The sequence below is a fragment of the Komagataeibacter oboediens genome (assembly GCF_003207815.1).
GTDB lineage: Bacteria > Pseudomonadota > Alphaproteobacteria > Acetobacterales > Acetobacteraceae > Komagataeibacter > Komagataeibacter oboediens.
This window is the reverse complement of the sequence record NZ_NKTX01000015.1, coordinates 14,812-35,622: the sequence shown is the minus strand read 5'-3', so window position 1 is coordinate 35,622 and position 20,811 is coordinate 14,812. Positions and strand designations below refer to the sequence as shown.

At 64.7% G+C, this 20,811-nt stretch carries 24 protein-coding genes; 5 read left to right on the top strand and 19 right to left on the bottom strand.

The window, feature by feature from the left end; genetic code table 11:
- Positions 1 to 34 precede the first annotated feature (34 nt).
- Entirely contained in the window at positions 35 to 433 is a 399-nt protein-coding gene (locus CFR80_RS08605; protein WP_372447697.1) for a YraN family protein, read from the top strand.
- A 15-nt stretch (positions 434 to 448) separates the two neighbouring features.
- Here the strand turns inward: CFR80_RS08605 and CFR80_RS08600 are convergent, their stop codons facing one another.
- From CFR80_RS08600 to purB, 10 genes are all read right to left on the bottom strand, one after another.
- Positions 449 to 781, bottom strand: coding sequence for a hypothetical protein (locus CFR80_RS08600; protein WP_181418181.1), 333 nt, complete (start codon positions 779 to 781; stop codon positions 449 to 451).
- Between the two features lie 152 nt (positions 782 to 933).
- Positions 934 to 1,269, bottom strand: coding sequence for a Grx4 family monothiol glutaredoxin (grxD, locus tag CFR80_RS08595; RefSeq protein ID WP_110507238.1), 336 nt, complete (start codon positions 1,267 to 1,269; stop codon positions 934 to 936).
- A gap of 41 nt (positions 1,270 to 1,310) precedes the next feature.
- The gene (locus CFR80_RS08590) at positions 1,311 to 1,544 is read right to left on the bottom strand and encodes a BolA family protein (protein ID WP_010514265.1); all 234 of its coding nucleotides are present in this window, start codon (positions 1,542 to 1,544) and stop codon (positions 1,311 to 1,313) included.
- 19 nt (positions 1,545 to 1,563) lie between these two features.
- The gene (gene purL / locus CFR80_RS08585; protein ID WP_010514264.1) at positions 1,564 to 3,774 is read right to left on the bottom strand and encodes a phosphoribosylformylglycinamidine synthase subunit PurL; all 2,211 of its coding nucleotides are present in this window, start codon (positions 3,772 to 3,774) and stop codon (positions 1,564 to 1,566) included.
- The gene (purQ, locus tag CFR80_RS08580) at positions 3,771 to 4,475 is read right to left on the bottom strand and encodes a phosphoribosylformylglycinamidine synthase subunit PurQ (RefSeq protein ID WP_010514263.1); all 705 of its coding nucleotides are present in this window, start codon (positions 4,473 to 4,475) and stop codon (positions 3,771 to 3,773) included. The genes purL and purQ overlap by 4 nt, the downstream gene beginning before the upstream one ends.
- Positions 4,472 to 4,855, bottom strand: coding sequence for a Rap1a/Tai family immunity protein (locus tag CFR80_RS08575; protein WP_010514262.1), 384 nt, complete (start codon positions 4,853 to 4,855; stop codon positions 4,472 to 4,474). The genes purQ and CFR80_RS08575 overlap by 4 nt, the downstream gene beginning before the upstream one ends.
- Positions 4,852 to 5,094, bottom strand: coding sequence for a phosphoribosylformylglycinamidine synthase subunit PurS (gene purS, locus CFR80_RS08570; protein ID WP_010514261.1), 243 nt, complete (start codon positions 5,092 to 5,094; stop codon positions 4,852 to 4,854). Before purS ends, CFR80_RS08575 begins: the two co-directional genes overlap by 4 nt.
- Positions 5,091 to 5,855 carry a phosphoribosylaminoimidazolesuccinocarboxamide synthase gene (purC, locus tag CFR80_RS08565; protein ID WP_010514260.1) on the bottom strand — a complete coding sequence of 255 codons (765 nt, stop codon included), beginning with the start codon at positions 5,853 to 5,855 and terminating at the stop codon, positions 5,091 to 5,093. Before purC ends, purS begins: the two co-directional genes overlap by 4 nt.
- A gap of 132 nt (positions 5,856 to 5,987) precedes the next feature.
- Complete coding sequence (locus CFR80_RS08560) at positions 5,988 to 6,731, bottom strand: NRDE family protein (RefSeq protein ID WP_010514258.1); 744 nt, start codon at positions 6,729 to 6,731, stop codon at positions 5,988 to 5,990.
- A 26-nt stretch (positions 6,732 to 6,757) separates the two neighbouring features.
- Positions 6,758 to 8,110, bottom strand: a complete 1,353-nt coding sequence (gene purB, locus CFR80_RS08555; RefSeq protein WP_010514257.1) for an adenylosuccinate lyase — start codon at positions 8,108 to 8,110, stop codon at positions 6,758 to 6,760.
- Positions 8,111 to 8,478: 368 nt separating this feature from the next.
- Here purB and CFR80_RS08550 point away from each other — a divergent pair, with 368 nt between their 5' ends.
- The 4 genes from CFR80_RS08550 to CFR80_RS08535 are packed head-to-tail and all read left to right on the top strand — an operon-like array spanning position 8,479 to position 12,059.
- Positions 8,479 to 9,084 (top strand): YjbE family putative metal transport protein, encoded by a 606-nt coding sequence (locus CFR80_RS08550; protein WP_010514256.1) that lies wholly within the window; start codon positions 8,479 to 8,481, stop codon positions 9,082 to 9,084.
- Positions 9,084 to 11,060 (top strand): lytic transglycosylase domain-containing protein, encoded by a 1,977-nt coding sequence (locus tag CFR80_RS20095; protein WP_010514255.1) that lies wholly within the window; start codon positions 9,084 to 9,086, stop codon positions 11,058 to 11,060. The genes CFR80_RS08550 and CFR80_RS20095 overlap by 1 nt, the downstream gene beginning before the upstream one ends.
- Positions 11,060 to 11,524, top strand: a complete 465-nt coding sequence (locus tag CFR80_RS08540; RefSeq protein WP_010514254.1) for a phosphatidylglycerophosphatase A family protein — start codon at positions 11,060 to 11,062, stop codon at positions 11,522 to 11,524. The genes CFR80_RS20095 and CFR80_RS08540 overlap by 1 nt, the downstream gene beginning before the upstream one ends.
- Before the next feature lie 31 nt (positions 11,525 to 11,555).
- Positions 11,556 to 12,059, top strand: a complete 504-nt coding sequence (locus tag CFR80_RS08535) for a CinA family protein (RefSeq protein ID WP_010514253.1) — start codon at positions 11,556 to 11,558, stop codon at positions 12,057 to 12,059.
- Positions 12,060 to 12,226: 167 nt separating this feature from the next.
- Here the strand turns inward: CFR80_RS08535 and CFR80_RS08530 are convergent, their stop codons facing one another.
- The 9 genes from CFR80_RS08530 to trpC form a co-directional block, all read right to left on the bottom strand.
- Complete coding sequence (locus tag CFR80_RS08530) at positions 12,227 to 12,520, bottom strand: hypothetical protein (RefSeq protein ID WP_010514252.1); 294 nt, start codon at positions 12,518 to 12,520, stop codon at positions 12,227 to 12,229.
- A 39-nt stretch (positions 12,521 to 12,559) separates the two neighbouring features.
- Complete coding sequence (locus CFR80_RS08525; protein WP_010514251.1) at positions 12,560 to 13,048, bottom strand: type II toxin-antitoxin system RatA family toxin; 489 nt, start codon at positions 13,046 to 13,048, stop codon at positions 12,560 to 12,562.
- Positions 13,048 to 14,040: a lipoyl synthase gene (gene lipA / locus CFR80_RS08520; RefSeq protein WP_010514249.1), complete on the bottom strand. Its 993-nt coding sequence runs from the start codon at positions 14,038 to 14,040 to the stop codon at positions 13,048 to 13,050. Before lipA ends, CFR80_RS08525 begins: the two co-directional genes overlap by 1 nt.
- A 235-nt stretch (positions 14,041 to 14,275) precedes the next feature.
- Entirely contained in the window at positions 14,276 to 15,685 is a 1,410-nt protein-coding gene (lpdA, locus tag CFR80_RS08515; protein WP_010514248.1) for a dihydrolipoyl dehydrogenase, read from the bottom strand.
- Positions 15,686 to 15,697: 12 nt separating this feature from the next.
- Complete coding sequence (locus CFR80_RS08510) at positions 15,698 to 16,957, bottom strand: pyruvate dehydrogenase complex dihydrolipoamide acetyltransferase (RefSeq protein ID WP_010514247.1); 1,260 nt, start codon at positions 16,955 to 16,957, stop codon at positions 15,698 to 15,700.
- 14 nt (positions 16,958 to 16,971) lie between these two features.
- Positions 16,972 to 18,330, bottom strand: a complete 1,359-nt coding sequence (locus CFR80_RS08505) for a pyruvate dehydrogenase complex E1 component subunit beta (RefSeq protein ID WP_010514246.1) — start codon at positions 18,328 to 18,330, stop codon at positions 16,972 to 16,974.
- Positions 18,331 to 18,337: 7 nt separating this feature from the next.
- The gene (gene pdhA / locus CFR80_RS08500) at positions 18,338 to 19,297 is read right to left on the bottom strand and encodes a pyruvate dehydrogenase (acetyl-transferring) E1 component subunit alpha (RefSeq protein ID WP_234448266.1); all 960 of its coding nucleotides are present in this window, start codon (positions 19,295 to 19,297) and stop codon (positions 18,338 to 18,340) included.
- Between the two features lie 134 nt (positions 19,298 to 19,431).
- Positions 19,432 to 19,923: a cyclic pyranopterin monophosphate synthase MoaC gene (gene moaC, locus CFR80_RS08495; protein WP_010514245.1), complete on the bottom strand. Its 492-nt coding sequence runs from the start codon at positions 19,921 to 19,923 to the stop codon at positions 19,432 to 19,434.
- Complete coding sequence (gene trpC, locus CFR80_RS08490; RefSeq protein ID WP_010514244.1) at positions 19,920 to 20,804, bottom strand: indole-3-glycerol phosphate synthase TrpC; 885 nt, start codon at positions 20,802 to 20,804, stop codon at positions 19,920 to 19,922. Before trpC ends, moaC begins: the two co-directional genes overlap by 4 nt.
- Positions 20,805 to 20,811 lie beyond the last annotated feature (7 nt).

Below are 20,811 nucleotides of genomic sequence, written 5' to 3'. Positions count from 1 at the left end.
TTACATACCCATGACGCCACAGGAAAAACAAAGCATGACACAGCAGGACGCCCGCCCCGCACAAACGGGCCGGCAGCGGCGCGGCAGGCGCGCCTTCAGCGATGGCATGGCGGCGGAACGGCTGGCAATTGCGGACCTGCAGGCCCGTGGCTGGCAGGTCCTGCTGCACCGTGCGCGCACCCGGTGGGGCGAGGTGGATATCGTGGCGCTGCGCGCAGGATGCCTGATGTTCGCGGAGATCAAGGCCCGCCCCTCCCTGCTGGCGGCAGGGGAAGCCATTCGCCCGTCACAGGTGGCGCGGATCATGAACGCGGCGCAGTTCTTATGCGCGGCCAACCCGCACTGGGCCTATGACAGCATCCGCTTCGATGTCGGCGCGGTGCTGCCGGGCAATGTCGTGGAATGGATACCCGATGCCTTCAGACAGTACTGACGGCACGGCAGGATATCAGGTACGGTGCCGGGCGGCCGTGGGGTGAATGTGGTGGGTAACAGTGCCATGCGGATGATAGACGATGGTGTGGACCATCGTATGCCGCGTATGCGCAGCGGAACTGTGGTTTGCCGCCATCACCACCGGGGCGGCATGACCACCCGCGCGACGGTGATAGGTCACATGCCGGACGGGCGGCGGCGGCGCGATAAGCGCGCCAAGTGTCAGGCGGTCCGCTTCACTGTCCGTCACGGCGTGGGTGCGGGCGTGGGCGGGTGTCACGATGCTGCCAACAAGACCTGCGCCAAGCAGTAGCATTGTAGCAAAACGCAAGTCACTGTAGCGCATCAGGCCCCCTTGTTTTTCAAACCTGGATGAAGCTAGGCGAAAGCACGGGCATGACGCAAGTGATGTTCGGTATAAAATTGGGTATAAAAAGAACGGGCGGAACATTTCTGTCCCGCCCGTCCCTATCGGCGCACCATGGGCGCGTGGCGCAATCAGGCCGCGGCCGTGACGATGCCCTTTTCCGTCAGCAGCTTCTGCAGCTCACCGGCCTGGTACATTTCCGTCACGATGTCACAGCCACCGATGAATTCGCCCTTGATGTAGAGCTGCGGCACCGTGGGCCAGTTGGAGAAGTCCTTGATCCCCTGACGCAGTTCGGGATCGGCCAGCACGTTTTCGGTCTTGAACGGCACGCCAAGGTGCTTGAGCACCTGCACCACGCGCGCGGAGAAGCCGCACTGCGGGAAATTGGCGTCACCCTTCATATACAGCATGACGGGATTGGCGTCGATCTGCGCCTGGATGCGCTGTGCGATTGTTTCAGCCATGTTTTCGTTTCCTGCTTTGGGGGTAAGGATATCGCGTAAGGTCAGTCGGGCGTCTGTGTCTGCAGCGCCAGGGCGTGCAGCTTGCCGCCCATATGCCCCTGCAGCGCGTTATAGACCAACTGGTGCTGCCGCACGCGCGGAAGGCCACGGAAGGCCTCGCTCACGACACGGCAGGCATAGTGGTCGCCATCGCCTGCCAGATCATCAATCGTAATCTTCGCGTCAGGCAGGGCTTCGCGGATATAGGTTTCGATTTCCTGTGCCGTCATTGCCATCTGGCTTAAAACTCCTGCCCTATCGGTCCATCAGTCGCGGAAAGAATTCGGAATGCACCGCGAGCAGACGTGCCTTGGATATTGTGGAACCACTGGGCAATGTCAAACCCTGCCCGCCAGAACGGCCAAGTTTGCGACATGGCACCCCCGCCTGTGCCGCAAGGGTCGTCAGCGCCTGCCCGTCACGTACGGCCACGACATAGCGTGACTGGTCCTCGCCGAACCAGAAGGCTTCGGGCCGCATGCCCGACTGCGGCGCGCCCAGAACGCATCCCGCCTGCCCCGCCATGACCATTTCGGCCACCGCCACCAGCACGCCGCCATCGGCCACGTCGTGGCAGGCGATGACGGTGCCGTTCTGGATCAGGCCGCGTACGAAATCGCCATTGCGCCGTTCGGCGGCCAGGTCGAGTTCCGGCGGCTCACCATCCTGCGCGCCAAGAATTTCACGCAGCCAGATCGACTGGCCAAGCTGGCCCTTCGTCTCGCCCAGCAGCATGATGTCGCACTCATCGGGCATTTCCAGCCCGACCGCCGTGCGCACGTCCTCCAGCACGCCAAGGCCACCAATGGCGGGCGTAGGCAGGATGGACTGCGACGTGCCATCCGGCGCGCGGGTTTCATTGTACAGCGAGACATTGCCACTGACGACCGGGAAGTCCAGCGCGCGGCAGGCCTCCCCCATGCCCGCGATGGCATCGACGAACTGGCCCATCACCTCCGGCTTTTCAGGCGAGCCGAAGTTCAGGTTGTCCGTCACCGCCAGCGGGCGTGCGCCGGTCGCGGTAATGTTGCGCCAGGCTTCGGCCACGGCCTGCGCGCCGCCCAGCTTCGCATTCGCGCGGCAGTAGCGTGGCGTGCAGTCGGTGGTCAGGGCAAGACCGATTTGCGTATCCTCAACCTTGACGATCGCGGCATCGGCCGCACCCGGCCTGCGGACCGTCTGCCCGCCCACCGTGCTGTCATACTGGTTGTACACCCATGCACGCGACGCCAGGTCGGGGCAGCCGATCAGCCGGATCAGTGCCTGTTCCACGCCAACGGGGTCGATGATCTGCTCCATCGGCTGCGGCTTCAGCGCGGGCGCGGTCGGGCGGTGATAGACCGGGGCCTGATCCGCCAGCGGGGCCAGCGGAATGTCGGCCTCGACCTCCCCCTTGTGGCGGATCACGATGTTGCCGGTATCGGTCAGGTGGCCGATGACGGCAAAATCCAGTTCCCACTTGTCAAAAATGGCACGGGCCTGTTCCGTACGGTCGGGGCGCAGCACGATCAGCATGCGCTCCTGACTTTCGGACAGCATCATTTCATACGCCGTCATGCCGCGTTCGCGCTGCGGCACGTGGTCAAGGTCGAGGTCGATGCCAACGCCGCCCTTACCCGCCATTTCAACGGACGATGACGTAAGCCCCGCCGCCCCCATGTCCTGAATGGCCACGATGGCATCCGTCGCCATCAGTTCCAGACAGGCCTCGATCAGCAGCTTTTCAACAAACGGATCCCCCACCTGCACGGTCGGGCGCTTGGCCAGCGCATCCTCGTCAAACTCCGACGACGACATGGTGGCCCCATGGATGCCGTCGCGCCCGGTTTTGGACCCGACATAGATGACCGGATTGCCAACACCCGCGGCAGCCGACAGGAAGATGCGGTCCTGCCGCGCCACGCCAACCGTCATGGCGTTGACCAGCGGGTTGCCGTCATATGCGGGGTGAAAATTGATCTCGCCGCCCACCGTGGGCACGCCCACGCAGTTGCCGTAACCGCCCACGCCGCGCACCACGCCATCCACGATGCGGCGGGTCTGCGGGTTGTTCGGGTCGCCAAAACGCAGGGCATTGAGGTTGGCGACAGGACGCGCGCCCATGGTGAACACATCGCGCAGGATGCCGCCTACGCCAGTGGCCGCGCCCTGATAAGGTTCAATGAAGGAAGGGTGGTTGTGGCTTTCCATCTTGAAGATGGCGGCCAGCCCCTGCCCGATATCGACCACGCCCGCGTTCTCGCCAGGGCCATGGATGACCCAGGGGGCCTTCGTCGGCAGGGTCTTCAGGAACGCGCGCGACGATTTGTACGAGCAGTGTTCCGACCACATGACCGAAAAGATGCCCAGTTCCGTGAATGTGGGCGTGCGCCCCATGATGGACAGGACATTGCCGTATTCTTCCGCCGTCAGGCCGAATTCGCGCGCCAGTGCCTCATCAACGGGGCGGGATACCTTTGCACTCATCCGACCAGAGCCTCCACAAGTCCCGTAAACAGGGGTTTACCATCCTCGCCCCCCATCAGCGGATCAACCAGATCCTCCGGGTGGGGCATCATACCGCATACGCGCAGGTTTTCGCTGAACACACCGGCAATGGCGTGCATCGACCCGTTGGGGTTGATCTGCGGGTCGCCTTCGTCCATGCGGCCATCTTCGGCCACGTAACGGAAGGCCACGCGGTTCGTGTCTTCCAGCATGCGGATGGTGTCGGCGCTGGCGATGTAATTGCCGTCCCCATGCGCCATGGGGGTGCGGAACACGTCGCCCTTCGCCCAGTGGCGGGTAAACGGTGTATCATTGCGCTCAACACGCAGGAAACAGTCCTGCGACAGGAAGCGCAGTGCCGCGTTGCGCAGCAGCGCACCAGGCAGGAGCTGCGCTTCGGTCAGGATCTGGAACCCGTTGCACACGCCCAGGACATGGCCGCCTTTCGCCGCGAATTCACGGATGGCCGCCATGACCGGCGCATGTGCCGCCATCGCGCCACAGCGCAGGTAATCGCCATAGCTGAAGCCACCGGGCAGCACCACAAGGTCGGTGCCCGCGGGCAGCGCGTCCTCGCGGTGCCACACCATGGCCGGTGCGTGTCCCGTCACGCCACGCAGGGCGATGGCCATGTCACGTTCGCGGTTGGTGCCGGGGAAGACTACGATCGCCGCCTTCATTTGCTGCCGCCGCAGGGATAGGTTTCATGCAGCGCGGTGAACACGACCTCCCCCGCCGGGCGGGACAGCCCGTCGCGGTGATCCTTCATCCAGCCGACAACCTTGCCACGTATGTCCGCCGTGGCAGCGGCCGGGGCGATGCAGAAGGCCGCGACGTCCTTGGTATCCTTTTCGGCATTACGCTCGAACAGGTGGTCAAGCGCGCCCGCATCGGCCACGCCCGAGATGTAGGCGTCACAGATGCCGGTCCCCGTGGGCTTGGTGCACAGCGAACCAAGCTGCTCTCCCGTCAGGCGCGAGACACGCTGGGCGGACGCATGGGCTGCCGGCAGGGCCACGGCCATGACGCAGCCAAGGGCAAGAAGGCGGGCGATCTTCATCCGACAACCTCCGTCGTGAAGTCCTCGATCACAAGATTGGCCAGCAGCGCGCGCGCCATGGCATCGGCCTGCGCGCGGGCGCGTTCGCGGTCGGTTTCGTCAATGTCCAGTTCGATGACACGTCCGATGCGGACTTCACCCACATTCGAAAAATCCAGCACGTGCAGGGCGTGTTCCACCGCCTTGCCCTGCGGGTCAAGCACGCCTTCCTTCAGCATGACGGTCACACGCACCTTCATTGCATTACCTCCGGTCCCTTCATGTCGGAATTCGTGGCCTCGGGCAGGATACCCAGGCGCATCGCGACTTCCTGATATGCTTCCTCAACCCTGCCCATGTCCTTGCGGAAACGGTCCTTGTCCAGCTTCTCGCTGGTCTTGGCATCCCACAGGCGGCAGTTATCGGGCGAGATTTCATCCGCCAGCACGATGCGCATGTTGTCGCCTTCGAACAGGCGGCCGAATTCCAGCTTGAAATCCACAAGGATGATGCCGATGCCCATGAACAGGCCGCACAGGAAGTCGTTCACGCGCATGCTCAGCGACACGATGTCTTCCATGTCATGCGGGCAGGCCCAGCCGAAGGCAGTGATGTGTTCCTCACTCACCATCGGATCGCCCAGGGCGTCGTTCTTGTAATAGAATTCGATGATCGGGCGCGGCAGGCGCGTGCCTTCCTGAATGCCCAGCCGTTTGGTCAGGGATCCCGCGGCAACGTTGCGCACCACGACTTCCAGCGGAATGATCTCCACTTCACGGATCAGCTGCTCGCGCATGTTCAGGCGGCGGATGAAATGGGTGGGGATCCCGATATCGTGCAGCCGCAGCATGAGGTGTTCGCTGATACGGTTGTTCAGCACTCCCTTGCCGGTAATGATGCCCTTTTTCGCGCCGTTCCCGGCGCTGGCGTCATCCTTGAAATACTGCACCAGGGTGCCCGGCTCGGGCCCCTCGAAAAGGATCTTGGCTTTTCCTTCGTAAAGCTGACGGCGGCGGCCCATACTCGTCCTTCACATAACGCTGTGGGGACGGGCCGGGAGCGGCCCCTCCCCTGATCTGCAGGATCTGTTGTCTGGCATGATCCCAAATGGTCCGCATGCCATAGCAGCGATCCGGGCGGGAAGATACCATATTTACCCTGCCCCCGTGCCCGGTGCGGACAGATTGATGGGCTGGTAGCCCACGCGGTCCGGGGCACCGGCGGCGAAAAACCATGACCGCCGCCCGTCCCGCGCCACGCCGATGGCGGACGAACTGCACGTGCCGAAGCCCGAACGCGGCGGAATGTTCAGTTCACTGCCTGCAGGCAGCGACCGGTCGGCCAGCAGCGTGGTCCACCCCGTCCACTGCGGCGGGACCGGGCGGGCTGCAGCCCGGAAACGCGGCAGGTGCCGGGCGATGCGCGGCATGGCCATGTCATCGGGGTCGGTGGTGGCGACCATGTGTACGCCGGGCGGCAGGGATTCGACCTGCGGCTGCCCGTAACCGGGGCCGCGGATGAAGAAGGCGTCATCCCCATCGGCCACGATCATGTTGAACGACCGCCACGCCCCCGCGTCGATCGTGGCGATATGCGCCACGGCGTCGCGCGCGGTGGGAAAGCGCCCAGCCAGCAGCGGCAGCGCCCCGCGTGAGTTCTTGCCCGGCATGGGACCAAGGCTGCCCACGCGGTTCATGATGCCCGCGACAACGCCCGCGTCATTCAGCGTCAGCCACGACCCGCCAGCCACCTGGTCCTGACCGCCGACGACATCGGGCTGGTCCGCCCAGTGCCGTCCCGGCGGCAGCCAGGGCCGGTCAAGGCGTTCATCACGGTTGGCCGCCAGCAGCAGCGGCCAGTCCCGGGTCGGGTCGTGGGAAATGACGACAGTGCACACGCCTTGATATCCTGCTGTTGTTTCCGTCAGGTCCGCGTGGGGCCGGACTCACCAAACACGCGGTTGTAGGTATGGTCGATCTGGCGCAGGTGGGCATTGCTGTCCATTGCCGCGTCCAGCACCTCCGGCGGCACCCGGCCCGCGACCTCGGGGTCGGCGTCCAGGTTCTCACGGAAAGTCCTTGCGTCCTTGCGGCCCAGCTTTGTCCATGTCTCCATGGCGTTGCGCTGGACGATCCGGTACGCATCCTCGCGCAGGATGCCCGCGCGCGCCAGTGCCAGCAGCACCTCGCCCGAATGCACCACGCCGCCAAGGCTGTCGATATTGGCCTGCATCTGGTCAGGATAGACCACCAGCTTTTCCATCATGCCCGCAAGCCGCATGAGCGCGAAGTCCAGCCCGACCGTGCCATCGGGGCAGATGTTGCGCTCGACCGAGGAATGGCTGATGTCGCGTTCATGCCACAGCGCCACGTTTTCCAGCGCCGGAATGACGTGCGACCGCACGAGGCGGGCCAGCCCGGTCAGGTTTTCCGACAGCACCGGGTTGCGCTTGTGCGGCATGGCCGACGAGCCTTTCTGCCCCTTGTGGAAGAATTCCTCCGCCTCGCGCACTTCGGAACGCTGCAGGTGGCGCACTTCGGTGGCCAGACGCTCGATCCCGCTGGCGATCACCGCCAGCGCGCAGAAATATGCCGCATGCCGGTCGCGCGGGATGACCTGCGTGGACACGTCTTCGGGCGTAAGCCCCAGCCTGTCGGCCACGTATTCCTCAACGCGCGGGTCGATATGGGCATATGTACCCACCGCGCCGGAAATGGCGCAGACCGCAATTTCCGCGCGTGCGCGCAGCAGGCGCTCACGGTTGCGGGCAAACTCGGCATAATGTCCCGCGATCTTCAGGCCGAACGACGTCGGTTCGGCGTGGATTGCGTGGCTGCGCCCGATGGTCAGGGTGTATTTGTGGTCGAACGCCTGCTTCTTCAGCGCCGCCAGCACGGCGTCCATGTCCTGCAGCAGCAGGTCGGTGGCCTGCACCATCTGCACCGACAGGCAGGTATCCAGCACGTCGGACGACGTCATGCCCAGATGCACGAAGCGGCTGTCGGGACCGACCTTTTCCGCCAGCCACGTCAGGAACGCGATCACGTCGTGGCGGGTTTCGGCCTCGATTTCATCAATGCGGTCAAGGTCCGCCTGCGAAAAGGCGGCCATGGCGGCGTCGCCCTTCGTGCGGATGGTCCGGGCGGCATCCTTCGGGATCGCGCCATATTCCGCCATTGCCTCACAGGCCAGGGCCTCGATCTCGAACCAGATGCGGTAACGGTTTTCGGGCGACCAGATGGCGGCCATTACGGGTCGGGTATAGCGCGGTACCATGTTCTCGGGCTTCCTTTGCTGCATACGGACAGGACACGATCAGGCGGTCTTCCTAACCAATTCTGCCGCGTGCGTCTCCCTCAAAGGCAGGCGAAAACGCGAGACGGCCCGCTCCGGGGGATTTTTTGCCCCCATCCGCCGCGCCCCGGCCCCGTCATATCCGCCGGATTCCATTCCGTGGGGTCCGACCGGGCCGCCCGGCCCGTTTCCTGAACCGCCCGGTATATTCACGTGCGATTCATAACGTGGCATATATTACGCGCCGAAGCGGGTGTGTTTGCATGATGCGGGCAGCGAACGGCATAAAGCGATTGTGAAACCCGGGACCTGTCTGCCGCGGCCCTCTCCCCCAGGAACGTATCTTGCCCATGTCTGCCATTTTTTCCCCCTCATCCCTTTACGCGCTGGCGCAGGTTGTCCTGATCGACGTGACCCTGGCGGGCGACAACGCCATCGTGGTGGGCATGGCGGTGCGCAACCTGCCGCATGCCTCACGCCGAATCGCCATACTGTGTGGCGTGCTGGGGGCAGCGGTCATACGGATCTGCCTGGCGCTGGTGGCGGTCAGGCTGCTGGCCATCATCGGGCTCACGCTGGCGGGCGGGCTGCTGCTGCTGTGGGTGTGCTGGCGCATGTACCGTGAGATGCGCGGCGACGCCCATGTGGAGGGTGGCACCCCTGCCCCCGCGTCGCTGCGCAACGCCATCATCCGCATCATCGTGGCCGACCTGTCCATGAGTCTTGATAACGTGCTGGCGGTGGCAGGTGCCGCGGGCGAGCACATGGGCGTGCTGGTTGCGGGGCTGGTCATCTCTGTGGTGCTGATGGCGGTGGCGGCATCGCTGATCGCCCGCCTGCTGGAACGCTATCGCTGGATTTCGTGGGTCGGGCTGCTGGTGGTGCTGGCGGTGGCGATCGAACTGATCGTCAAGGGCGGGGGCGAGGTCTGGACCCATGTGGGGGGAGCCGCGTAATGCCGCGCGGCGCCAGTCGCGCCCCTCTGGCGGGGCTGGGCCTTGCAGCGGGGCTGACGCTGCTGGCCCCTGCCCCGCTGCATGCAGCCCCGGCGCCCGCCGGGCCGCAGGGCGGCTGGCCCACGCCGGGACAGGCCGCGACCGGCAATGCCGATGATGATCCCGTCGCTGCAAAGCTGCTGGTGTACCTGCGCCTGCTGTCGGCCAGTGGCACGGCGGAGGAATACGCCACCTTCCTGACCGAAAACCCGTCATGGCCGCTGCGGCCGCTCATGCTGGCGCAGTTCCAGCAGGCACTGGCGGCCGAACCCGATGACGCGGTTGCCGGCGCATTATGCAGCCGCCTGCAACTGACGGACGTGCACGCCCTCCAGCGCTGCGCGCATGCGGCCCCGCCTCCCGCCGCACTCGACAGCTGGGCCCGCGTCGCATGGGTCAACCGCGCCGACACGCAGGGCGAAACGCAGGCCATGCTGTCCACCTTCGGCCCCGTGCTGACACCACAGGACCACTGGCTGCGATTCGACCGGCAGGAACGCGCGGGCCGGATCGATGCGGCGACACGGCAGGTCGTCATGCTGGACACCATACAGCAGCCTGTCGCCCGCGCCCGCCTTGCCTTCCGCCGCAATGACCCCCGTGCCGAGGACACGCTGGCCGCCCTGCCGCCAGAACAGCAGGCCGATGGCGCGCTGGTGCTGGACCGCCTGCGCTGGCTGCACCATGCCCAGCGGCTGGATGAGGCACTGGCCCTGTGGCACGAACGGGGGGTGGAGACGGAAAAGCAGCAGACCCCGGCGGTCGCTGCCGTATTCTGGCGCGAACGCGACGCCATGGCCCGCGACCTGCTGCTGGCGCACCGCACGGATGATGCACTGTTCATGGCCAATGACAGTGCCGATATCGGGTCGGCCACCCATTATGACGCGCTGTTCCTGACCGGATGGATCCGGCTGGAATACCTGCATGACGCGGACCACGCACTGGCCGATTTCACGCCACTGGCGCAGGCCGTGCCCGTCATTACCCGCAGTCGCGGCCTGTACTGGACGGGGCGCGCCCTGTGGGCGCAGGGGCGGCACGGGGCGGCGAAGGCGCAGTGGCAGCAGGCCGCGGCACTGGCCAACACGTTTTATGGGCAGATGGCCATTGAACGGCTGGCGGGCGACCGCATGAACCAGTTGGTGGCGCCCAACCAGGCGGGACAGCAGATCCGCAGCTTCCTGCTGCGCGAACGCGAACCTGCACCCAGCATATCCGATTCGGTGCATTTCGACACGAGCGACCTGGCGCGCGCCGCCGAAATACTGGTCGCGTGGGGCGACCGGCACCATGCCCGTGACTTTATCCTGGCGCTGGATGCACAGGATACCGGCCCGATGAAACACGTTCTGGCCGCGCGCATGGCGACCCGCCTTGGCATTCCCGATGCCGCCGTGATGGTGGCCCGACTGGCCGGAAAGGACGGGCTGACGCTGGTTCATGAAGGCTGGCCGCGCGTCTACAGCCCGCCGACATCCACCCTGCCTGCCGATGTGGAACTGGCGGTGGCGCGGCAGGAAAGCGGGTTTGACGCGGGCGTGGTCAGCCCCGCCCATGCGGTGGGGCTGATGCAGCTTCTGGTACCCACCGCGCGCGAGGTGGCGCGCAAGGCCGGGCTGAACGTGAATGTCAGCGCAGCCAGCCTGACCGACCCACAACTGAACATGCGGCTGGGGGCGGCCTACCTGTCTGACATCGCGCAGCGCATGGGGGGCGCGGTGCCTTACGTGGCCGCCGCCTACAACGCCGGACCGCACCGCACGGATGGCTGGCTTGTGACACTGGGCAATCCCGCGCGCGACACGCCACAGCCGGACGCCATGCTGGACTGGATCGAGAGCATCCCCTTCGGGGAGACACGCAACTACGTTGAACGGGTGGAGGAGAACATGGCCATTTACCAGGCAACCGACCCGGCGGCGGGTCACGGTTGATGGCGCGCCCCCTGTCCCACCTGATCGCCAGTTTTGGCGGCACGGGCTTCGCCCCGCGTGCGCCGGGCACCGTGGGGTCGTTCGCAGCTCTGATCGTGGGGGTACCGCTGCTGGGACACTGGATATGGATGGCGCTGGCGGTGCTGGTGTGCACGGCGGTGGGCTACCGCGCGACGGAGCTGGCCTCCGGCGGGGAGGACCACGGCTGGATCGTGATTGATGAGGTCGCGGGCATGTGGCTGGCCATGTTCCCGCTGGCCCCCCTGCCGCTTTCGGCCCTGCGCTGGGCGGATGTGCTGTGGCTTCTGCTGGCCTTCGCCCTGTTCCGCCTGTTTGACATTACCAAGCCCGGCCCGGTGGGCTGGTTCGACCGCAGGCACGACGCCATCGGAATCATGGGCGACGACATCGTGGCCGGGATCATGGCGGGCGTCATCCTGACAGGCATCCGTTTCCTCGCCTGATGCGTTAGGACGGGAAAGGAGACCATACCCGATGCTACCTGATACATTCCTTGCCCACATGCCCGACGCGCTGGCCCGCTTCCGTTCGGCCGGGTGCCGGATCGTCACGGCGGAAAGCTGCACCGGCGGCCTGCTGGCTGCGGCCCTGACCGAAGCAGCCGGGTCGTCGGATGTCGTGGCGGGCGGGTTTGTCACCTATTCCAACAGCATGAAGACCCATGCGCTGGGAGTGCCTGCGAAACTGCTGGAGCAGTACGGCGCCGTCAGCCGCGAAGTTGCCGCCGCCATGGCACAGGGCGCGCTGGCCCATGCGCCCGATGCCAATCTGTCCGTCGCCATTACCGGCATTGCAGGCCCAGGGGGGGCAACCCGCGACAAGCCGGTCGGGCTGGTCTGGTTCGCGGTGGCCACCAGCGGTACGGTAGACATGGTATCGCACATCTTCTCGGGCGAACGGTGGGACGTACGCACGCAGGCGGTCCGTACGGCGCTGGCCCTGCTGCTGGATCATGCAGGGCGGCTGGCGGCGGAATAAGCCGCCTGCCGGGATTTTTTAGAACAATACCCTGATAGACATAAAAGTTTCCGGGGCCGCCATTTTTCAAAAAAGGCAGGGCTCCCTGACGCTTTGTGAAAAAAGCGTCACCAGAACCTTCTGTTTATGTCCAATCTGCCGTGCGGGTGGGGTTGTGAAATCGCCCCCTAGTACCCGGCAACCGTGCTGCCGGTTTCGGGCACGCGGATGGCGGGCGCGGTCTGGCCGGTTCCGGCTGCCTGCACCGGCTGTCCGGGAGCGGCTGCCGTTTCCGGGGCTGCAGGCTGCTTGAGCGAAGCCCGGGCCTTCTGCAGGCTCTGGTTGTTCAGGTCGGCGGTTTCCGCGTCACTGGCGGCGACGGAGTCGCTGCGTGCGTGGTGATGCGATGCGGGTGCTGCAGACGCAGGCTGCACCATGCACAGCAGCACACCCCCCGCCATGGCGGTCAGAATGGTTTTCATAATCGGTCTTTCCCTGTCCGGTTTTACGAAGGAGGGGCGTCAGGCATTGCCGGCCTTGGCCGGGCCAACGGGCTGCCCCGGCGCGGCAACCGCGGGTGGCGGCCCGTAAATGTCACGCGCCCGGCGGATGAAGGCAGACACCATAAGCCGCACGGCCTCGTTGAACACCACGCCAATGGCCGCCTGCAGCAGGCGGGAACGGAATTCGAAGTCCACGAAGAAATCGACCAGGCAGCCGCGCGGTTCCGGCGTGAAGGTCCATACGTTGTTCAGGTAACGGAACGGACCTTTTTCATAACTGACGCGAATGGTATCGGGCGCTTCCAGCAGCACGCGGCTGGTAAAGGTTTCCCGGAAGGGACCAAAGCCAATGGTCAGGTCGGCCACCAGTTCGGTCGCCGTGCGGGTGCGCACCCGCGCACCCGTGCACCACGGCAGGAACTGGGGGTATTTCCCGACGTCGGCCACCAGGTCAAAAAGCTGGCTGGGGGAATAGGCAATAAGCCGACGTTCGGCATGGGTGGGCATCACTTCATCTCCGTTGCGCCACGTTCTGTCCGCAGGCGTTGTTCACGTGCGGCGCGCAATTCCGCAAAATCAGAGTCCGCATGGTACGACGACCGGGTCAGTGGCGAGGAACTGACCTGCAGGAACCCCTTCACACGGGCCATGCCCGCATAATCGGCGAATTCCTCGGGCGTGACAAACCGGGCCACCGCAGCATGCTTCACTGTTGGTTGGAGATATTGCCCCAGTGTGATGAAATCAACGTCCGCAATCCGCAGATCATCCATGACCTGAAGTATTTCGGGCCGTTCTTCCCCCAGTCCCAGCATCAGTCCCGATTTTGTGAAGATGGACGGGTCCATCCGTTTCACGTCATCCAGCAGGCGCATCGACTGGTAATACCGCGCGCCGGGCCGGATGGAGGGATACAGCCGGGGCACGGTTTCCAGATTATGGTTAAACACATCAGGCCGGGCGCGGACCACGACCTCCAGGCTACCCGGCTTGCGCAGGAAATCTGGGGTCAGGATTTCGATGGTGGTGTCAGGCGCCGCCGCCCGTATGGCCCCGATCACGCGCGCGAAGTGGTGGGCCCCACCATCGGGCAGGTCGTCACGGTCCACCGATGTTATGACAACATGACGCAGGCCCAGCTTCGCCACAGCGTCTGCCACGCGTTCGGGTTCGTCAGCATCCAGCGCATGGGGCAGGCCCGTGGTGACATTGCAGAATGCACACGCGCGGGTGCAGATTTCACCCATGATCATCATGGTGGCGTGACGCTGGGACCAGCATTCACCAATGTTGGGGCATGCCGCTTCCTCGCACACCGTCACCAGCTTGTTGTCGCGCATGAGCTTGCGCGTTTCGTGATAGGTGGGATGGTTGGGCGCACGCACGCGGATCCAGTCGGGCTTGCGCGCGATGGGGTTGTCGGGCCGGTGTGCCTTTTCCGGGTGCCGCTGTGCGGCCTCCCCTTTCTTCCGGTGATCGATCATCAAACGCACGGACATGACGCAAAAATTCCCGTAAACAGGCAGATAATCAGAAGTGTAACGCCTGCCCCACCACGTCAAGCGTTCTTGCCGCCTTCGTCCCGGCAGGGGATCACAACCGCACGATCAGGGCGGTTATCCCCTGCCTGCCAGATAGCCAGAAGTTTCTGGCGAAGCTTTTTGCAAAACGCTTTAAGGAACGCCGCCTTTTTAAAAAAAAGGCGACACCCAGAAACTTCTCCTTTTTTATCAATCAGATATGCAGCGCCCCGTCATAGGCCGCCAGCACCGCTTCATGCATGGTTTCCGATATGGTGGGATGCGGGAAGATGGTTTCCTTCAGTTCCGCATCCGTCAGTTCCCCGGTGCGGGCAATGACGTAACCCTGGATCATCTCGGTCACTTCGGGACCAATCATGTGCGCGCCCAGCAGTTCGCCGGTTGCGTCATCGAATATGGTCTTGACCATGCCTTCTGGCTCACCCATCGCAATCGCCTTGCCATTGCCGATGAAGGGGAAACGCCCGACACGCAGCTTATGGCCTGCCGCCTTTGCCTTTTCTTCCGTCATGCCGACGGACGCCACCTGCGGGCGGCAGTAAGTGCAGCCGGGAATGTTCAGCGGGTTGATCGGGTGAACGCTGCGGCCCGCGATCTGTTCGGCCACCATCACGCCTTCATGGCTGGCCTTGTGCGCAAGCCATGGGGCACCGGCGATGTCACCAATGGCGTAGACCCCCTTCTCCCCCGTGCGGCAGTAGGGATCGACCTTGATATGGGTGCGGTCCACCTCGATCGCGGTGCCTTCCAGGCCGATATTCTCGACATTGCCGACAATACCAACTGCCGAGATCACACGCTCCACCGTGACCTGTTGGGTCTTGCCGCCCACGGTCACGTCTATGGTGACGGCGTTGTCGCCCTTCCTGATCGCACCCAGCTTCGCCCCGGTCAGGATCTTCATCCCCTGCTTTTCCAGCGCCTTGCGGGCAAAGGCGCTGATTTCAGCGTCTTCCACCGGCAGGATGCGGTCGGCAACTTCCACAATCGTCACCTCCGCCCCCATGTTGCGGTAGAAGGAGGCGAATTCCACCCCGATCGCCCCGGACCCGATCACCAGCAGGCTGCGCGGCAGTTCGGTCGGCACCATGGCCTCACGATAGGACCAGACCAGCTTGCCATCAGGTTCCAGTCCCGGCAGCACGCGGGCGCGCGCGCCCGTGGCCACGACCACGCTGGGCGCGGTCAGGGTGGCGGTTTCCCTGCCATCGACACTGACCGACACCTTGCGCTGCCCGCCTGCGGTGCCCGCCAGCCTGCCGAACCCGTTGATGACGGTGACCTTGTGCTTTTTCAGCAGGTGGGCAACACCTGCCGAAAGCTGGGCCGAGACATTACGCGACCGCTTGACCACCTTGGCGAAGTCAAAGCGCACGTTGTCGGCGGCAAACCCGAATTCACCCAGATTGTGCAGCATGTGGTTGATTTCGGATGCGCGCAGCAAGGCCTTGGTCGGGATACAGCCCCAGTTGAGGCAGATGCCCCCAAGCTGCGCCGCCTCGACCACCGCGACCTTCAGGCCAAGCTGGCCCGCGCGGATGGCCGCGACATAACCGCCCGGCCCGCCCCCGATGACAATGACATCAAATTGCGTGGTGCTCATAAGACCGTTTCCTCAGACCACAAGGCTCATGGGGTTTTCGACCACGGTGCGGAAGGCCGACACCCATTCCGCCGCCAGCGCGCCATCCACCACGCGGTGGTCAACCGACAGGGTAACGGTCATGACCGTGGCGATGGTGATGTCATTGCCCTTGACCACCGGCCTGCGTTCCCCCGCCGCAATGGCAAGGATCGCGGCCTGTGGCGGGTTGAGGATGGCGGAAAATGCCTTCACCCCGTACATCCCCATGTTGGAAATGGAGAACGTGCCACCCTGGAATTCTTCCGGCTTCAGCTTGCCCGCGCGGGCACGGGCCACAAGGTCGCGTGTCTCCAGACTGATCTGGCGCAGGCCCTTGGTATCGGCATTGCGGACGATGGGCGTGATCAGCCCGTCGGGAATGGAGACGGCAACGGAAATGTCCACGTCGTCATATACCAGCATTGCCTCATCGCTGTAGGCCACGTTGACCTTCGGCACGCGGCGCAGCGTGATGGCGGCAGCCTTCACCAGCATGTCGTTGACGGAAATCTTGTACGCGCCCGGCCCCTCGCTGGGGGCCGCGGTATTGAGCTGGCTGCGCAGGGCCAGCAGCGCATCGAGTTCCACATCCATTTCCACGTAGAAATGCGGAACGGTGCTCTTCGCCTCCGTCAGCCTGCGCGCGATGACCTTGCGCATGGTGGAATGCGGCACGCTTTCGTACCCGGCTGCCGCCGCCACGGGGGCGGCCGCGGGCACTGCCGGTTTCGGCGCGGGTGCAGGTGCCGGTGCGGTGGCGGCCTGTTCCACATCCCGGCGCACGATCCGCCCGTTGGGGCCGCTGCCCTTCAGCGTGGACAGGTCGATACCCTTCTGTGCCGCAATCCGGCGCGCCAGCGGGGAGGCAAAGACCCGCCCGCCCCGACCCGCCGGTGCGGCCTGTGGCGCGGCGGCCGTGCTTGTAGCTGGCGCTGCGGGGGCTGCCGCCGGTGCCGGGGTCGCCGCCTGTGCCGCAGCCGGGGCTGCCGGCGCGTCCGGCACGCTTTCCCCTTCGGCCACCAGAATGCCGATGGGGGTGTTGACGGCAATGCCTTCCGTCCCCTCGGGGATCAGGATACGGCCCAGCACGCCTTCATCCACGGCTTCGACTTCCATCGTGGCCTTGTCGGTTTCGATTTCAGCGATCACGTCGCCCGCGGCAATCGCCTCGCCTTCCGCCTTGACCCAGCGGGCCAGCTTGCCTTCCTTCATGGTCGGCGACAGGGCGGGCATCAGGATGTTGATGGACATCGTGCGATCCCCCTTCACACAACCTGCCGGACGGCATTGATGATCCAGTCCGGGTTGGGCAGCGCGAGTTTTTCAAGGTTGGCGGCAAATGGCATGGGCACGTCGGCCCCGGCCACGCGCACCGGCGGCGCGTCAAGGTAGTCGAAGGCATGTTCGATCACCTGCATGGCGATTTCAGCGCCAATGCCCGCGAACGGCCAGCCTTCTTCCACCGTGACCAGCCGGCTGGTCTTCTTCACGCTGTCCACCACGGTCCGGGTATCCAGCGGGCGGATGGTACGCAGGTTGATGACCTCGGCCTCGATCCCCTGTTCCGCCAGTTTTTCTGCTGCCTCCAGCGCAACCCCCACCATGATGGAGAAGGTGACGATGGTCACGTCGCGCCCTTCGCGCTCGACCTTCGCCTTGCCGATGGGCAGGATGAAGTCCTCATCCACCGGGCAGGGAAAACGCTGTCCGTACAGGATTTCGTTTTCAAGGAAGATGACCGGGTTGGGATCGCGGATGGCAGCGCGCAGCAGGCCCTTGGCGTCCGCAGCCGACCAGGGGGCCACGACCTTCAGCCCCGGCACGTGACCGTACCAGCTGGCATAGCACTGCGAATGCTGCGCGCCCACGCGGGCGGCCGCCCCGTTGGGGCCACGGAACACGATGGGGCACGACATCTGCCCGCCCGACATGTAGCGTGTCTTGGCGGCGGAATTGATGATCTGGTCAATGGCCTGCATGGCGAAGTTCATGGTCATGAACTCCACAATCGGCTTCAGCCCCGTCAGGGCGGCCCCGATGGCCATGCCGGTGAAGCCCTGTTCGGTAATGGGGGTGTCGATCACCCGCTTTTCGCCGAATTCGTCCAGCAGCCCCTGCGAAACCTTGTACGCACCCTGGTACTGGGCCACTTCCTCACCGATCAGGAACACGTCCTCATCGCGCGCAAGCTCGGCCGCCATCGCATCGCGCAGGGCTTCACGCACGGTAATCTCGGCGGTTTCGCCCCAGTCCTTTTCCGGCTGGGCCGACACGGGCGGCGTACTCGGGGCAGACGGCGTCGGGCCACAGGACGGCGGAGCGGCCGCAGGGGCGGCGTCGGCAGTGGGGGCGGCGGCTGCGGGCTGCGCATCCGCGTCCTCGCCATCCGCCAGCAGGATGGCAATGGGCGTGTTGACGGCCACGTTTTCCGTCCCCTCGGGGATCAGGATACGGCCCATCACGCCTTCATCCACGGCCTCGACTTCCATCGTGGCCTTGTCGGTTTCGATTTCCGCGATCACGTCGCCTGCGGCAATCGCCTCGCCCGGCTTGCGCAGCCAGCGCGCGACCTTGCCCTCCTTCATCGTGGGGGACAGGGCGGGCATGAGTATTTCTGTTGCCATCTCTAATTCAGCTTTCCACCAGTATGTCCGTCCACAGTTCCGAGGGATCGGGCTCGGGACTGGTCTGGGCAAACTCCGCCGCGTCCAGCACGACTGCCTTTACCTTGTCATCCATCGATTTCAGTTCGCTTTCGGCCACGCCGCGTTCCAGCAGTTCGCGGCGCACGCGGTCGATGGGGTCGTGGTTCCTGCGCACCTCATCCACTTCCGAACGCTGGCGGTATTTCGCCGGGTCGGACATGGAATGGCCACGGTAACGGTAGGTATCGACCTCCAGCAGCACCGGCCCCCTGCCCGCGCGGCAGTGGGCCACGGCCTCGGCTGCTGCGGCGCGCACGGCTTCGACATCCATGCCATCGACATGCATGCCCGGAATGCCCCACGGCTCCCCATTGCGCCACAGTTCCTTCGATGCGGAGGCGCGCTCGACACTGGTGCCCATGCCGTAGCGATTGTTTTCCAGCACGAACAGGCAGGGCAGCTTGTGCAGGGCGGCAAGGTTGAAGCTTTCGTAAACCTGTCCCTGGTTTGACGCCCCTTCGCCATAATACGTGACCGAGACTTCGTCCGTGCCCCGGTATTTGTTGGCGAACGCCAGCCCGATCCCCAGCGAGACCTGCGCACCGACAATGCCGTGCCCGCCATAGAAGTGCTTTTCACTGGAGAACATGTGCATCGACCCGCCCTTGCCGTGGGAGTACCCCCCCTCGCGCCCGGTCAGTTCGGCCATCACCCCGCGCGGGTCCATGCCGGCGGCCAGCATCTGCCCATGATCACGGTAGGAGGTGATGATCTTGTCCCCCTGCTTCAGTTCCATCTGTATCCCGACCACGACCGCTTCCTGCCCGATATACAGGTGGCAGAAACCGCCGATCAGCCCCATGCCATACAACTGGCCCGCGCGTTCCTCGAACCGGCGGATCAGCACCATCTGGTAATAGGCTTCCTTCAGGTCGGCCTCGGTCATGGCCCGGCTGTTATGCCCACCGGACAGGCCGCGATCTGTCTCGTTACTCATCAAACGTCCTCAGGTTCATGCTTGCTGCGCTACTGTTCTGGCGCACCGCAATTGGAGGGGGTGCCAACACAACCGTCATGGCGTTACGGCGTCATGGCACGATCATAATCGCCAGACGCGCCGCCAGATTTATGGATCACGTGTATCTGACCGATTTCCATGCCGCGTTCCACGGCCTTGCACATGTCATACAGCGTCAGCGCCGCGACGGAGACGGCGGTCAGGGCCTCCATCTCCACCCCTGTCGGCCCGGTGGTACGCACGCGCGCCGTAATCCCGATCCCGTCCCCTGCCGCATCCGGCACAAGATCGACCTTCACCGATGAAATGGCCAGCGGGTGGCACAGCGGGATCAGGTCCGACGTCTTCTTGGCCGCCATGATGCCCGCGATGCGCGCCGTGGCCAGCACGTCGCCCTTGGGCATCTCACCCGACAGGATCATGGCCAGTGTCGCAGGCCGCATGCTGATATGCCCGTGCGCCACGGCTTCGCGTCGCGTATCCGGCTTGGCCGAGACATCGACCATGACCGCATTCCCCGCCGCATCAAGATGTGACAGCCGCGGCCCTGTCATGGCGTGGCGTCACCCGGTGCGGCGGCAGGCGCGTCCGGCGTGGTGCCCAGCAGGGCATGGACGGCGGGGCCGACATCTTCGTACCGCAGCAGGCTTTCCCCCACCAGGAAGCCAGATGCGCCCACGGCGTTCAGCTTCATGACATCCGCATGGGTGCGGATGCCGCTTTCGGACACAATGATCCGGTCGGGCGGCACCAGGGGGGCCAGGCGGCAGGTGGTCTCGATATCGGTCTGCAGCGTCTTCAGGTTACGGTTGTTGATGCCGATCAGCGAGGTATCAAGTGCCAGTGCGCGGTTCAGTTCGCCCTCGTCATGCACTTCCACCAGCACGTCCATGTCCAGCCCGCGCGCGATGTCCAGCAGTTCGGCCGCTTCCGCATCGGTCAGGATGGCCATGATCAGCAGGATGCAGTCCGCCCCGATCAGGCGGCTTTCATGCACCTGCCACGGGTCGATGATGAAGTCCTTGCGCAGCAGCGGCAGCTTGCACGCCTCCCGCACGCGCGTCAGGTCTTCCGCGCTGCCGTGGAAGCACGACCCTTCCGTCAGGACCGAAATGCAGGCCGCGCCCGCCTTTTCGTATTCCTGCGCGATTACGGTGGGTTCGTAATCGGGGCGCAGGATACCGGCGGACGGCGACGCCTTCTTGATTTCCGCGATCAGCCCGATCTGGTGGTCAGCGGTTTTCTGCTTCAGCGCCTGCCCGAAGCCACGCGGCGGCGTGGTCACTTCCCGTGCGCGGGCCGTGATTTCCTTCAGCGGCATGACCTTCGCGCGCTGCGCCACGTCCACCCGGGTCCGTGCACAGATACGTTCCAGAACATCGGGAATGCTGTCCACATCCGCGGGCTGGACACTACCTGTCTGGGGGGGGGTCATTGGCGTG